The following is a 14,534-nucleotide window of genomic DNA, read 5'->3' on the forward strand; positions in this document are numbered from 1 at the left end:
CTGAGAATTACCAATAACGCTCCACTTCAAGATTGTTTTCGTCTGCAGCTTTTAGAATCAAACCCCTGAACAATTCATGTTTGAGTGACAAAACGTTTTCTGGTGGACAGGTGAGCAGATGTTTTGCACGTTCATAAATTGCGATCGCCTCTTCACCATTATGAGCATTGTGGTAAATAATCCCTTGAATATCAGGGTATATTTGTTTTTGTTCATAAAAGTAGCGCGACCAAGCTTGACTCATACCACGTTTGTCTGTTTTTGCTAAAGTTGCGTCATTCGCACCAGCTCGCATTGCACCAGAACCGCGTACATCCAATAATTTTATGCGACTTGTGCAAGTGATGATAGCAATCTGGTGATCCTCAATTTCTATACAGCCTGTGTCACCAAAAACTTCCACTAAACAGCTCGAAAGTAGAGGCGCAGGCGCAGCATAGTATATCCCACGTTCTGGATCATTCCATGCTTCGCGTTCTAATGGTTTATAGCAAGCAGGAGCAGTAAAATGTTTTTGTGGGATAGGCATCTCCTCACCACAAGACGCCTCCTGAGTCCACAACCCACAAGTATTATTATTCTCTTGTGCAACGCCAACACAGGGACACTCTCCCAGATGATGGTCAAAGCGATGAAGTGGACCCCAAAAACGAAAGGTTAGGGCAGCAGTATTAAATTCGTCAGGACGAAAAATTCTTAAAAGTTCAGTACCTTTATTTAAGGTATAAAATTTTGGTTTCGGCTTCCCAAACCAAGGAGGCGGGGGTGTTATTTTTACCACATTTTTTACTCCTATTCTGGTTGATTGACAGAATTCGGAGATTTAACGTTCCATCAGCCTTGAAACGTTGCAAAACCCAAAGTTATAAACTCTGTCAACTGGAAGATTCACAAGCTATCCATGTGATTCCGGAAATTTTTTGTAAGTTCTAGAAAAATTTTTAGTATAACTTCAGTAATTTTCTCAATAATCATTTTGATAAATAAAAATACTGAAAACCCAGGTGGCTGGGAACACCTGGGTTTCTAAGTTTAGTGCCATTTGATGAATGAACTTTAATACATAGCTAGAAGACTCCCACGGAACATGCCTCAGCAATAACTTCCTCTTTTTGACCGCTTTTCAAAGCTTCTATCGGCGTAAGCCCGTTTAAAGCTTTGTTATGTCGAGTTAACCAACTAATTTTGGACATAGCAGGAACATTGAGAGCATTTAAAACGTCAGGTAGTCCAGCAATGACGCCATCTGGTCCTTGAGGATCGAATTGCCAGGTGGGAAATTTCCAAACTCCATTGTCTTGAACTGCAATTAAACTATTCTTTTTTAGGCGATCGTGCGGAGTTTGACGAGTTGTATTGAGCATTTGGGCGACTTGAGGAGCAGTTAATGAAGACTTAAGTAACTCTTGTCTCCAGTGAAAATTCCTAGTTAGTGCAGCAAATTCTAATTTACCTCGCTCTTCATCACTAATTTTATTGGCACCAAGTTTGGCAGCAAACTCAATTTCAGTCTTAGAGTACTTTGCCTTACTAGAAGTGCTTTCCATTTGTTCCGCCAAATATTTAATTTCGTCCGGGTGTAGTGAATTCAGATAATCTTGAAACCCCCTTGCTATCCGCAACAGCGGTTGCATTACGTCGTTGTCACAAGGGGCATCTATTGTCACGTTAATTCCAGTCATTATTTCACCTCGTTTGACATTCTCATCATTTGTTATCCGATAAATTGAATTGATGTAAGAGATGTCAAGTAACTACAATTCCAGTATTCTATGTTCCTGAGTGAGTTAAGGTGAGAGTATAGATTGAGTATTGTATGACTTATGCATGACTTATCTAAAAAACAGCTAATATACGTATAATAACTATTTATGATGAAGTATAATGAGCAGGCGTTCGCTTCAAGCATCTGCTGAGGGTATGAAAAAAGCGCAAGCTGCCCTGATTCGTAATTCACTAACGCAGCAGGCGTTAGCTGAGGAACTGAGTATTAGCCGTCAGCCAGTTAGCAAGTTTTTTCAAGGTAAACCAGTTGATCGCTATATTTTTGTCACAATCTGCGAAAAACTAGGATTGGAATGGGATGAGATTGCGAGTTTCTGCTCACTTCCAGAGGTAGATGATACAGCAAGTATTTCCCAGATAGAGAGTCTGGTGCAGACTGTACGAGAAAAAGTTCACGACAGTATTGCCAGACGTTGTAACATAATCCGGCTGCTAGATAAAGAGCAGCCAGTAAGGTTGGAGAGTATATACACCGATATCAATATTTTAGAGCGAGTCACTGGACGCAGGCGGCTTTCCCTTGCTCAATTGTATGAGAGTTGTGACAAGAACAACATTTACCAAAAACGGATCTCAGGACTCGAAAGGGTAGAACGCTACAACAAGCTGATAATGTGGGGAAAACCAGGTTCGGGTAAAACGGTGTTTTTGAAATGGGTAGCAACTCAATGTAATTCCGGTCAATTTTTGTCAAATTTGGTTCCAATTTTTATCACTCTAAAGGACTTTGCTGAAACTAAAGGGCAACCAAGCTTGTTGGACTACATCACAGTACAATTTGAGGAATGTGGAGTTGTTGAACCTCAAGCAGTTCTCACGCTTTTGACTCAAGGGCGATCGCTACTTTTATTAGATGGATTAGATGAAGTCAGGAAAACTGAGCTTAACCGAGTGCTACAGGAGATTCACAACGTTTCAACGCGGTTTTGTGCCAATTACATAGTTATAACTTGCCGGATTGCAGCGTTGGAATATACTTTTGAAGAATTCACCGAAGTAGAAGTTGCCGATTTTGATGACCAACAAATCGCTGAGTTTGCCGCCAAATGGTTTCAAACTCAAGATACGCTACAAGCACAACGCTTTGTGCAAAAGCTGCAAGCAAGTCAGCCACTTAAAGAACTAGCAAGTAATCCCTTGCTGCTGACTCTGTTATGCTTGGTGTTTGAGGAAACAGCAGATTTTCCAACTCATTGTTTGCAGCTTTATCAAGAAGCAGTGGATTTATTACTGAAAAAATGGGATGCCAAACGCGGTATTGAGCGAAATCAGGTTTATAAACAATCTCGGCAGCATAAAGAAGATATGCTAAGTCAAATTGCTTGGACGACCTTTGAACGTGGCGAGTACTTCTTCAAGCTAAGTGCAATTGAGCAAGCAATATCCCATCATATCCATACATCCCCTGAGAATAGCACCTTTTTAGAAACACTTCAAGTTGACAGCGAAGATATTTTGAAATCTATAGAAGCTCAGCATGGTTTACTGGTTGAGCGAGCAAGAGGTATTTACTCCTTTTCGCACATCATCTTTCAGAAATACTTTGCTGCCAGAAAAATTGTTGCTAGTCCACCATCACATGCTGAAGAAGCTTTTCAAAACCTTGTCTGCCATATGAGTGAGAAACGCTGGCGAGAAGTCTTTTTGTTCGCAGTGGAGATGTTGCCAAACCCAGACTACCTGTTGCAGTTGATGAAACGCCAACTCGATAGTCTTGTGGCGGGTGATGAAACCCAATATGACAATGCAAAACAGTTGTTGATTGATTGCCTTAATAACCCAAGTTGCTAATTATGCACAAATGCGATATCCTGCCATAAGTTTGCCCATCCGGCAATTGCCCTTTTGGGAGCATCGCCCAGTATGTGCCCACCAGAGTTCGTTGGAAGGAACCCTTAAAACATCTTTTGAACTTAAGTTAATTTTCTTTTTGTAATTTACCATTTTCACTTATCATAAGAAAAAATAACAACTACCATCAGAACAATTGTAGAAATACGACTCTAGGGATAAATTATTGAAATATCTTTAAAAGTTCCCAAAAGTCTCATTTCATTTACGAGTGAGCAATTTAGCTGAAGTAATTTACCCTGGTTTATTCCGGTTCACTTAGTTAAGTTCCTTTTGATAAAACTTTTTGCAAATGACAACAGTAATAGAGAATTCATCTAGAAGTAAACTTTGGCGTGCTGCAATTAAGCTTCCTCTTTACAGTGTTGCTCTCATACCTCTGTGGGTGGGTACAACTGTAGCGATCGCAGAGACTAGAAACTTTAATCCCACAAATTTTTTGATTTTTTTATTTGCATCTATTTGCGTTCAGATTTGGGTGAATGTTAGTAACGATGTGTTTGATGCTGAAACAGGGGTAGATGTCAATAAACTACACTCTCTTATTAATTTGACAGGCAAAGAAACATCAAATTTTTGGTTGTGGTTTGGTAATTCTTTTTTAATTCTAGGTTTATTAACAACATCGCTATTAGCTTTTTGGCAAAAAGATGTAACGCTTCTTATCTTAGTATTACTTGCATGTTTGTTAGGTTACAGTTACCAAGGACCTCCCTTTCGATTGGGCTACAAAGGTATAGGTGAAATAATTTGCTTCATCACCTATGGTCCATTGTCTGTTAGTGCAGCTTATTACAATCAAAATCCAACTTGGTCCCTAACTGCTTTAGCTGCTTCAGTCATTGTAGGATTAGTAACCTGCTTAATTTTGTTCTGCTCGCATTTTCACCAAGTTGAAGATGATTTAGCTGGAGGGAAGTATTCACCTGTTGTACGTTTGGGTACCGCAAAATCTGCGCAAGTTTTATCTTGGTGGGGATATGGAATATATTTTTTAATTGCTGTCTTCGTTTTATTAAAAATATTTCCACCGCTGAGCTTGCTAAGTTTTCTAAGTCTTTTTTACGCTCTCAAATTATTTAGTCATGTCAATAATTATCATGACCAGCCTAATCAGGTGAGTAACTGTAAGTTTATTGCTATATCCATGTACTTAAGCCTTGGATTCTTATTAGGAATCGGATTTTTACTTCCGAGTGTCTAATGACTATTAAGTAAGTGGACATAAATAAACTTCACTATGCCCGGAGTGCTTACGCTTCGTATGCCCTCCCTTGCCCGCTGCGCTCACGCGGCGGACGCATAATATTTTTATCCAACTACTTAACAACCAAGTCAACATCAGTGAGAAAATTAGAATGTCCCAAAACACAAATTACTCTTCTGTCACTCCAACACAAGCAACCAAATTAGAAGGAGATGACAAACGCAACTATATTCGTAATCTCTTTGACGATATTGCTACTCGTTATGATTTCTTAAGAACTCTTGTTTTTCTTGGGCACACTAGTTTATGGTATCGACAAGCTTTACGCGATTTACAACTGCAACCAGGTGAAAAAATACTAGATGTTGGTTGTGGTACTGGAGAGTCTACCAGATGTTTGAATCGCTTCTATCCTGGAATACAAATTGAGGGAATGGATCTTTCCCCTGGAATGCTGAGCGTAGCTCGTAGCATGGACGCTGATAGTAACTATTTTGAAGGTGATGTGTGTTCTATTCCTCGCCCCGATTGCACATATGACGTAGTGGTAACGGCGTTTACTTTCCGTAACTTTCCAAATCGTGAAGTGTCACTTGCACAAATGTTAAGAGTCCTACGTCCAGGAGGACGTTTACTCATACTCGACCATTTTTATCCAGAAAAACCTGTGCTGTGGAGAAACATTTATACTATCTGGATGAGTAAGATTGTACCCCAGATTGTACGTCCTTTTATTGCCGATACAACTCCATATCGCTACTTAGCCCAAAGCATTATTAATCAGTTAAAAATGCCTGATTTTATCCAATTAATAGAAAGTAGCGGTGCAAAAGTAACAAATACGAATACCTATACCGGAGGTGCAGCAGGTAGATTAATAGCGGTACGTTAATCTTAAAGTATACTGCGCCAAAAGATAGAATTCTTCTTTGGTTTTTGCGAAGCTACGTACACCTTTATCAGTTATCAAGTACCCGCAGTACCAGTTACCAGTGATCAATTGTTCACTGTTCACTGTTAAGCGTTCCCTATTAAGCGTCTGCGCGAGCGATTCTCCGAATCAAATCGGATTGCCATCGCAGGATAGAGTTTTTTGAGACAGAACTTCATACAAGGAGATGCTTAAACGTTTACCTGTTTTGAAGTCGTAAACGACTGTCTCATTGCTTCAATCTCAATGACGATTAATAAATTTTTGGAGAAAATTAGATGCTTAGGGTTTATGGGTTTAACGAATCAGGTAACTGTTACAAGGTCAAGTTATTATTGAAACAGTTATGTAGACAATTTGAATGGGTAAATATTGATATTCTGAAAAAAGAGAATCGCACTCCTGATTTTCTGGCTAAGAATCCTCATGGAAAAGTCCCCTTGTTAGAAATTGAGACAGGAACATTTCTTTGGGAGTCAAACGCTATTTTATGTTACCTCAGTGAAGGCACTAATTTATTACCAAATAACCGACTCGAACATGCTCAAACATTACAATGGCTTTTCTTTGAGCAGTACAGCCACGCGCCAAATCTTGCGATCGCTCGCTACATAACTCGCTATCTTGGCGCACCATCCGAATACCAACAAACTTTAACTGCCAAAACAGAGTTAGGTTACGTGGCTCTCGATATCATGGAAAAACATTTGACAACTAGGCAGTTTTTTCTAGGAAACCGTTACACAATAGCAGATATTGCTCTCTACGCTTATACTCATGTAGCTGATGAGGGTGGCTTTGATTTGACTAACTATCGGTTTATTAAAACTTGGCTTGAGTTAGTTAGAACCCAGCCTAATCATATTACTATTAATAGTTTGGAGCAGGCATCTGTGTAACTAGTATAGCAGGGTGCTCCCTGCTCCCTTACTCCTCAACCCTCTCGGCTATCCTCAACTTTGCAGAACGAGCGCGGGGATTATTGACAATTTCTTCTTCTTGTGCTTCTATTGGTTTTTTCGTCAAAACCTGCAATAAGGGCGAATCTTTGAAACTATGCTTGACAATGCGGTCTTCTAAGCTGTGAAAGCTAATAATTGCAATTTTGCCACCTGGTACAAGGGCTTGTGGTGCTTTGCTCAAAAAAGTTTCCAGGGATTTTAACTCGTTATTGACGACTATTCGCAAGGCTTGAAAAACGCGGGTAGCTGGGTGAATTCTGCCGTAGCGGTATTTTGGGGGAACACAAGAGGCGATCGCCTGTGCTAATTCTGTTGTCGTGTTAAATGGGCGTTGTTGAACAATCCGTCTGGCTATGCGCCGTGACAACCTTTCTTCACCATATTCAAAGAAAATATTTGCTAATTTAGCTTCATCCCAATCATTAATCACATCAGCCGCCGTTAGAGATTGTCGCCTGTTCATCCGCATATCCAAATTTGCTTGCTGGCGAAAACTAAAACCCCGTTCCGATGTATCCAGATGATGAGAGCTAACGCCCAAATCAGCAATGATTCCGGTATACTTGCTCAGTGGAAAATCGTACGCCGCAAAGTTGCTATGAATAAATTTTACACGTTCACCAAACGCGCCTAATATCTTTTGCGCCGCAGCCAAAGCGTCCTCATCCTGGTCAATAGCCGTTACTCGCACATCGGGTGCAGCTTCTAAAATCAGGCGACTGTGACCGCCACCGCCTACCGTTGCATCCAAATAATGCCCATCGGGACGGACAGCCAAACCCTCAATTACCTGGCGACTTAAAACAGGCACATGAAAAAAATCTTGTACCTCCATTCTCTCTATCTCACGCTTCATATAATAATAGTTGAACAAGTGCAATAAAACGAAACATCAAACGAAAACGCTCAACTGCCAACCTCTCTCCAACTTACTGCTTACTTCGCGCTCTTTGCTGCTACGCGGTTCCATTTTAAAATTTTCCCAAACCGGAGAACACTCTTTTTATGGCAAGATTAGAAACCCGCACTGAACCCATGGTGCTGAACATGGGTCCCCACCATCCCTCAATGCACGGGGTGCTGAGACTGATTGTAACTCTGGATGGTGAGGATGTTATTGATTGTGAACCAGTACTCGGCTACTTGCACCGGGGAATGGAAAAGATTGCGGAGAACCGCACCAACATTATGTATGTCCCCTACGTGAGTCGGTGGGACTACGCAGCGGGGATGTTCAACGAAGCCGTGACTGTGAACGCCCCAGAAAAACTGGCAAACATTCCCATCCCCAAACGCGCCAGCTACATCCGCGTCATCATGCTGGAGTTGAACCGCATCGCTAACCACTTACTGTGGTTTGGTCCATTCCTAGCTGATGTGGGCGCTCAAACTCCCTTCTTCTACCAATTCCGTGAACGGGAACTGATTTATGATCTGTGGGAAGCCGCCACAGGTTACCGCATGGTCAACAATAACTACTTCCGCATTGGTGGCGTGGCGGTAGACTTACCCTACGGTTGGATTGACAAATGTCTCGACTTCTGCGACTACTTCACGCCTAAAATAGATGAGTACGAGCGCTTAGTAACCGATAACCCCATCTTCCGACGTCGTGTTGAAGGTATTGGCACTATCACTCGTGAAGAAGCAATTAACTGGGGACTTTCTGGTCCAATGTTGCGTGCTTCTGGTGTGAAGTGGGACTTACGCAAAGTTGATCACTACGAATGTTACGATGATTTCGACTGGGACGTCCAGTGGGAAACCGCTGGTGACTGCTTTGCCCGTTATGTCGTACGGATGCGGGAAATGCGCGAATCTGTCAAAATTCTTAGACAAGCCATTAAAGGACTTCCCGGTGGTCCCTACGAAAACCTGGAAGCTAAGCGCTTAGCAGCAGGCAAAAAATCTGAGTGGGATGCCTTTGATTACCAGTACATCAGCAAGAAAATTTCCCCCACCTTCAAAATTCCTAAAGGTGAAATTTACTCTCGCATCGAAAGCGGTAAAGGTGAAGTGGGAATTTATCTGATTGGTGATGATAACGTCTTTCCTTGGCGGTGGAAGATTCGTGCAGCAGATTTCAACAATCTGCAAATTCTGCCTCATCTACTCAAAGGTGTGAAGCTGGCGGATGTTGTCGTCATTCTCGGTAGTATTGACATCATTATGGGTTCTGTAGATAGATAAGGAAAATTTGGACTTTTGAACCGCAGATGGACGCCGATGGACGCAGATATTTTTCTGTTCTATTGGCGTTTATCTGTATGTATTAGGGGTGTAGGGGTGTAGGGGTGTAGGGGGAGAAGAAGAAAAGAGGCACGCTGCGATTGCGGGCAGGGTGCCAAGCAGAAGACTAATCCATGTGAATTATTTTCTCCCTCTCTCCGGTGCTCCCTGCCCCCTACTCCCTACTCCCTACTCCCTGTTCCCTATTCCCTATTCCCTGTTCCCTTAAAATCTTATGCCTTCCAATCAAGAACTATGTAAAGCGATCGCACACCGGATCACGACAAGTCCCCAAAAGCGAATCACTTTCGCTGAGTATATGGACATGGTGTTATATCATCCGCAAACTGGTTACTATTCCACAAAGGCGCTGAAGCTGGGAAAGGAAGGTGATTTTTTTACTTCTGTTCACCTTGGTGCTGACTTTGGTGAGTTACTGGCGGTACAATTTTTCCAAATGTGGGAAATTTTAGGGCAACCTGTACCATTTTCTCTGGTAGAAATGGGAGCAGGTCAAGGACTGTTGGCTTTAGATATTCTTAAGTATATTAAGCAGCAGTATCCTGATTTTTTCAATGCTCTAGATTATGTGATTGTTGAAAAATCTTCAGTTTTAAGGGAAGAACAACAGCAACAGCTGCGAGAATTTTCTGTACGCTGGTTCAATTTGGAGGAGATTCCAACTCACTCTGTCACTGGCTGCTTTTTTTCTAATGAGTTGGTGGATGCTTTACCTGTGCATCAATTTGTTTTGCAAGAAGGACAATTGCAGGAGATTTTTGTCACTACACAGGAAGAGGGAACGCTTAACAGGGAGCAGGGAGCAGGGAGCAGGGAGCAGGGAGCAGGGAGCAGGGAGCAGGGAGCAGGAAGCAGGAAGCAGGGAGCAGGGAGCAGGGAGCAGGGAGCAGGAAGCAGGGAGCAGGGAGCAGGAAGCAGGAAGCAGGGAGCAGGGAGCAGGGAGCAGTCAAAAATTCCCGTATCTATTTCTACTCCTGTAGCATCATTTGTGGAAGTTGCAGATACACCTTCAACAACCAAACTTGAGGAATATTTTGAACTTGTAGGAATAAATATCAGTTCTTACGCTGATGGTTATCGTAGTGAGGTTAACTTAGCTGCATTGGATTGGTTGAGTTTAGTGGCAGAGCGTTTGCAGCGTGGATTTCTGTTGACGATTGATTATGGTTACCCTGCTAGTCGTTATTATAATCCCATGCGATCGCAAGGTACGTTACAGTGTTACTACAATCATCAACGCCATAATGACCCGTACATCAATCTTGGGAAACAAGATATCACGGCTCATATAGATTTTACTGCTTTGGAAAGATGGGGCGATCGCTGCGGATTAGATAAAGTTGGTTTTACGCAGCAGGCGTTGTTTTTGATGGCTTTGGGCTTGGGAGAACGAATTGCTGCCCTCTCTTACACACAGCAACCCATCTCACAGTTGCTGCACCGTCGGGATGTCCTGCATCAGCTTTTAGATCCTTTGGGTATTGGTGGATTTGGTGTCCTGGTTCAAGCCAAAGGACTAACCAAGCAAGAAGCTACACAACCATTAAAAGGACTGAGTGTGCCAGAGCAAATGCAAATATCATGAAAAATTAAGCTCTATTAACAGTGTGTTGGTGATTGTTGGTCTACTATAGCAGTGATTACATTCGCAATTATATCTTTTGGAGAGTAATAATTATGAGTTCTCATGATCTTTTGATGTTAGTGTTGCTACTGAGTCCAGGTCTTTTACTCTCAGTGATGATTATGGTGACTTTTGCAGCAGGTGGCTGATGGAGAAAGCGGGGACACTCTTGAGGGAGGGAGTGAGAAAGCCAACAAGGGAGACAAGTCTTGTTTTGGTGACTGCTTCACTCAAGCCAATTCCCCACTTTCTAAAGAATAGACGTCTTGCAAAAGTCATTTTTAGAAATGAAATAAATTCTGCGTGGTTGTAAATACCCACCAAATCGGATTTTTGCAAGAAATAATTCTGAAAACGAATTATCAGAAAAAGCGATCGCTTATTAAGGAAGGTGAAAAAATGAAGGTAGCATTTCTGGGGACTGGATTGATGGGACTACCGATGGCTCAAAGGTTGTTAGAGGCGAATATAGAGGTTATTGCTTACAACCGCACCCCAGAAAAGTTAGAACCACTCAAAGCAGCTGGTGCTCAAGTGGTAAAACGCCCCTACCAAGCAATTAATGCTGCTGATTGTAGCATTCTTATGCTGAGTAATGCTGGAGCTATATACAGTGTTTTGCTTTCGGATCGGTCTTGGCAAACTGTTCCCGGACATAGCATTATTCAAATGGGGACAATTACTCCCACAGAAAGTAAAGAAATTAGAGATGCAGTTGTTGCTGCTGGTGGTGAGTATTTAGAAGCACCTGTTTTGGGTAGCATTCCAGAGGTCAAAGATGGCAAACTGATTGTGATGGTAGGCGCACACCAAGAACAATATCAACGCCACCTGGAGTTATTCAAACATTTTGGTCCAGAACCTTTACTTGTAGGTCCTGTAGGATCTGCCTCGGCGCTGAAACTGGCGTTAAATCAACTCATTGCTTCCCTAACAACAGCTTTTGCCCTGAGTGTTGGTTTTGCCCAGCATCAAGGTATCAATGTGGATTTGTTTATGTACGTTTTGCGCCAGAGTGCTCTTTACGCACCCACCTTTGACAAAAAATTGCAACGGATGCTTGACAGCGATTATGCTAATGCGAATTTTCCGACAAAACACTTGATGAAAGATATAGATTTGTTCATCTCAGAGGCGAGATCTACTAGTTTAAATCTCAGCAGCATCGAGGGTGTACGCGACATCATAGATATGGCAATGAAAATGTCATTTTCTGATGCAGATTACTCATCAATTTTTTCTGCAATTAATGCATCAACTGATGGTGCATAATCATCGCCAGAAAATTGGCTACTTATTCAAGTTCCTAGGCAATTGAGATAACTATTTTAGGTGTTCAGCTACACAAATAGAAGCGATCACCGATGGTTGCTCCCTTCAGAGCATCGCTTCCGCAGAGATGGAATTAAGGATTTGCCTTAACTTATGCCTCAACTCATCTATAGTGGTGCAATAGTCCCAGCATAATGCTTGTTTAAAGCGCCCCTGATGGAAATAGCCAACATAAAATGCAGCACCTGGCGTTGCTGCTGCGGCGTTGTACCAGAGTTGGCGTGGGTTAACGGAAACTGATAACTGAATAAGTGAACCATTGCTTTACTACAACTCTGGATAGATGTATAATTACTTAAAAGAAAGGGAGTAGCTGCTGGCAGAAGACTGACCAGTACACTTGAATCAACATACTGGCAATAAGCCTGGTTCAGGTGACAAGTAAGCAATTAGCTTCTTGGAAGTGAGACTTTCACTAAGTTCACACAGTACAACTGTGAGCTTGGTGGAGTCTCACTGCTCGCATCAAGCTCACACAAGAGAAAGATTCTTAAAGGAGCTTGAGAGAGTGTTAACAGGTTTTACTGCAGCTTTGTTGCTGATTACGGTTTCGGAACTAGGAGATAAAACATTCTTTATCGCCGTGATTTTAGCGATGCGTAACTCACGGGTGCTTGTATTCACAGGTGTGATAGCGGCTTTAGCTGCAATGACAATACTTTCTGTTGTCGTAGGACACGCAGTTTCCGCACTTCCAAAAGTTTATATTCATTTTGCGGAGATAGCTTTATTTTTTGCCTTTGGTATAAAGCTACTTTTTGATGCAAGTCGAATGCCTGCTTCTAGTTGCGATGCAGAAGTTGTGCACGAGGCAGAAGCTGCAGTGAAACAGCGAGATCTCAAACAGCCGAAAAACAAAAATGCTTTAGCAATTTTAACAGAAGCCTTTGTACTGACATTTATGGCAGAGTGGGGCGATCGCACACAAATTGCCACAATTGCCCTCGCCGCAGGAAATAACGCCATTGGGGTGACAGCGGGTGCTATTTTGGGACATGCCATTTGTGCTGCGATTGCAGTTATTGGCGGCAGAATGTTAGCAGGACGAATTTCTGAACGGACACTCACCTTTTTCGGTGGGTTTTTGTTTCTAGTATTTGGTGTCGTCGCCGCCATTGAAGGAGCGTGAGATAAGTAGGTGAGTGGGGGAGTGGAGGAGTGTGGGAAAATATTCCTCGTATACCCTTACCCTCCTACACCCCCAATACGGTTCGGTTAGCTTGTTTTTCTTAAGGGAGATCCCCCCAACCACGCCAGTCGCTCATGGGGGAAACCCCCAAGACCGCGCTGGCTCCCCTTAAAAAGGGGGCTTTTAACCCTCTTTTACCCCCTTTTTAAGGGGGTCGCCGCAGGCGGGGGGATCTTATCCGAACCGTATTGCCTACACCCCTAGTTGCTGACGTTTGCAGTGCTACTATCTCCCGTTATAATTGCGCTACCAGTGGCATTACCCCCAATAGAAACTGAACGGTTTTGTCCGCCTTTATTGTCATTATTCATACCATTATCCTTGTCCGATTTGGCTGGATTTGTTGCCTGTACTGTCTGATAACGCCGTCGCCTAATTTTGATTGCTGGGGTTAAATACTCTGGAATTCCCTGCAAATCAATAGATGTACAACCCATTTGAAAACAATCTTCATAATTCCTGAGTGCTGCTAAGGCAGTATAAAATCCAACGCTAAACTTAATTGCTGCCGTATCTCCAATTGCCTGATTCATCCCCACCACGCAATCAATGTATTGGTGAATTGCTGTGGCTTGTGGTTCGCTGTAGCAGGCGTTGAGTAAAACACACTCAACCTGTTCTTGAAACAAATCAAATAGCTTTGCCAGCGCTTGTGTACTGACAAGTTGCACGTGTCCAGAATTATCTTCCAAAGCTAATCCATCAGTACCAGAGCCGTGTCCAGAAAAGTGAACAATTGTTGGTTGATGGTGAGACAAAAAGCGGGTTAAATCATCCACTCGTACCGCAGATTCTGTGATGATTTGAAATTCGTCTCGATTTGGAGAGAGTTGCAGTGTGTTTTTGATTTCCCGCACCTCTTCATCTAGGCGCAAATGACTTGTGTTTTTGGGGTTGGCGGAGAGGATGAGAATTTTTTTCACGGTGTTATTTGATATGGTTTTTTATATAAGTGGTTACGCAAAATTATTTATGTTATTACTTTTGACTTTTGACTGTTCGCTAATTATCGCTGTTTGAAAAAAATTCACTCATCCGCCTCCTCATTCTCCTTCTCCTCCTTCAATTCAGGATGCTTCTGCTCGGCATGAACCGTTAAAACCTTCGTCAGCGATTCCACCTTACAATCGTCACTGGAACATTGTTGCGCGACTTGCAGTGCCTGTCCCCAGTTTTTCAGGTTCGCTGCTGCTTCGGCAATGGAACTTAAGACTCTGGCTTTGTAAGAGGAATCCTGAATCTGGTTGGCAGTGGCGAGTGCTTGCTTGAGCAAATCAGCGGCTTTATCCGGTTGGTTGAGCTTGCCAATGGCTTGGGCAATGGAACTTAAGGCATTGGCTTTGTAAGGGGAATCCTGAATCTGGTTGGCAGTGGCGAGTGCTTGCTTGAGCAAATCAGCGGCT

13 protein-coding genes and 1 pseudogene are annotated in these 14,534 nt (G+C 42.6%); 8 read left to right on the forward strand and 6 right to left on the reverse strand.

The annotated features are described in order from the left end of the window. Positions 1-7: 7 nt before the first annotated feature. A complete protein-coding gene (locus tag AC5JM2_RS02085; protein WP_495833257.1) occupies positions 8-781 on the reverse strand; it encodes an RES family NAD+ phosphorylase in 774 nt (257 codons plus the stop codon). 286 nt (positions 782-1,067) lie between these two features. Then, entirely contained in the window at positions 1,068-1,682 is a 615-nt protein-coding gene (locus AC5JM2_RS02090; protein ID WP_495833258.1) for a hypothetical protein, read from the reverse strand. 202 nt (positions 1,683-1,884) lie between these two features. On the opposite strand from AC5JM2_RS02090, the gene AC5JM2_RS02095 reads away from it, so the two are divergent. From AC5JM2_RS02095 to AC5JM2_RS02110, 4 genes are all read left to right on the forward strand, one after another. Continuing rightward, a complete protein-coding gene (locus tag AC5JM2_RS02095) occupies positions 1,885-3,576 on the forward strand; it encodes an NACHT domain-containing protein (protein WP_495833259.1) in 1,692 nt (563 codons plus the stop codon). Between the two features lie 352 nt (positions 3,577-3,928). Beyond that, the gene (gene menA / locus AC5JM2_RS02100; RefSeq protein WP_495833280.1) at positions 3,929-4,840 is read left to right on the forward strand and encodes a 2-carboxy-1,4-naphthoquinone phytyltransferase; all 912 of its coding nucleotides are present in this window, start codon (positions 3,929-3,931) and stop codon (positions 4,838-4,840) included. A gap of 154 nt (positions 4,841-4,994) precedes the next feature. Next, the gene (locus AC5JM2_RS02105; protein ID WP_495833260.1) at positions 4,995-5,735 is read left to right on the forward strand and encodes a class I SAM-dependent methyltransferase; all 741 of its coding nucleotides are present in this window, start codon (positions 4,995-4,997) and stop codon (positions 5,733-5,735) included. Between the two features lie 317 nt (positions 5,736-6,052). Then, positions 6,053-6,673 carry a glutathione S-transferase family protein gene (locus AC5JM2_RS02110; protein ID WP_495833261.1) on the forward strand — a complete coding sequence of 207 codons (621 nt, stop codon included), beginning with the start codon at positions 6,053-6,055 and terminating at the stop codon, positions 6,671-6,673. A 28-nt stretch (positions 6,674-6,701) separates the two neighbouring features. Here the strand turns inward: AC5JM2_RS02110 and rsmH are convergent, their stop codons facing one another. Further along, on the reverse strand, positions 6,702-7,571 hold the full coding sequence (rsmH, locus tag AC5JM2_RS02115) for a 16S rRNA (cytosine(1402)-N(4))-methyltransferase RsmH (RefSeq protein ID WP_495833262.1): 870 nt from the start codon (positions 7,569-7,571) through the stop codon (positions 6,702-6,704). Positions 7,572-7,741: 170 nt separating this feature from the next. Here rsmH and AC5JM2_RS02120 point away from each other — a divergent pair, with 170 nt between their 5' ends. From AC5JM2_RS02120 to AC5JM2_RS02130, 3 genes are all read left to right on the forward strand, one after another. Then, positions 7,742-8,926 carry an NAD(P)H-quinone oxidoreductase subunit H gene (locus AC5JM2_RS02120; protein ID WP_495833263.1) on the forward strand — a complete coding sequence of 395 codons (1,185 nt, stop codon included), beginning with the start codon at positions 7,742-7,744 and terminating at the stop codon, positions 8,924-8,926. Between the two features lie 274 nt (positions 8,927-9,200). Continuing rightward, complete coding sequence (locus AC5JM2_RS02125; RefSeq protein ID WP_495833264.1) at positions 9,201-10,571, forward strand: class I SAM-dependent methyltransferase; 1,371 nt, start codon at positions 9,201-9,203, stop codon at positions 10,569-10,571. Between the two features lie 387 nt (positions 10,572-10,958). After that, a complete protein-coding gene (locus AC5JM2_RS02130; RefSeq protein ID WP_495833281.1) occupies positions 10,959-11,882 on the forward strand; it encodes an NAD(P)-dependent oxidoreductase in 924 nt (307 codons plus the stop codon). A gap of 167 nt (positions 11,883-12,049) precedes the next feature. Here the strand turns inward: AC5JM2_RS02130 and AC5JM2_RS02135 are convergent, their stop codons facing one another. Beyond that, a complete protein-coding gene (locus AC5JM2_RS02135; protein ID WP_495833265.1) occupies positions 12,050-12,202 on the reverse strand; it encodes a hypothetical protein in 153 nt (50 codons plus the stop codon). A 248-nt stretch (positions 12,203-12,450) separates the two neighbouring features. Between AC5JM2_RS02135 and AC5JM2_RS02140 the strand changes: the two genes are divergently transcribed. Further along, positions 12,451-13,071 carry a TMEM165/GDT1 family protein gene (locus AC5JM2_RS02140; protein WP_495833266.1) on the forward strand — a complete coding sequence of 207 codons (621 nt, stop codon included), beginning with the start codon at positions 12,451-12,453 and terminating at the stop codon, positions 13,069-13,071. A 260-nt stretch (positions 13,072-13,331) separates the two neighbouring features. Here the strand turns inward: AC5JM2_RS02140 and AC5JM2_RS02145 are convergent, their stop codons facing one another. Together AC5JM2_RS02145 and AC5JM2_RS02150 are read right to left on the reverse strand one after the other, a co-directional pair. Next, a complete protein-coding gene (locus AC5JM2_RS02145) occupies positions 13,332-14,054 on the reverse strand; it encodes a CHAT domain-containing protein (RefSeq protein WP_495833267.1) in 723 nt (240 codons plus the stop codon). 104 nt (positions 14,055-14,158) lie between these two features. Then, positions 14,159-14,534 (reverse strand): annotated as a pseudogene (locus AC5JM2_RS02150) (tetratricopeptide repeat protein); the annotation flags it as partial.

The sequence above is a fragment of the Brasilonema angustatum genome, from assembly GCF_059505445.1.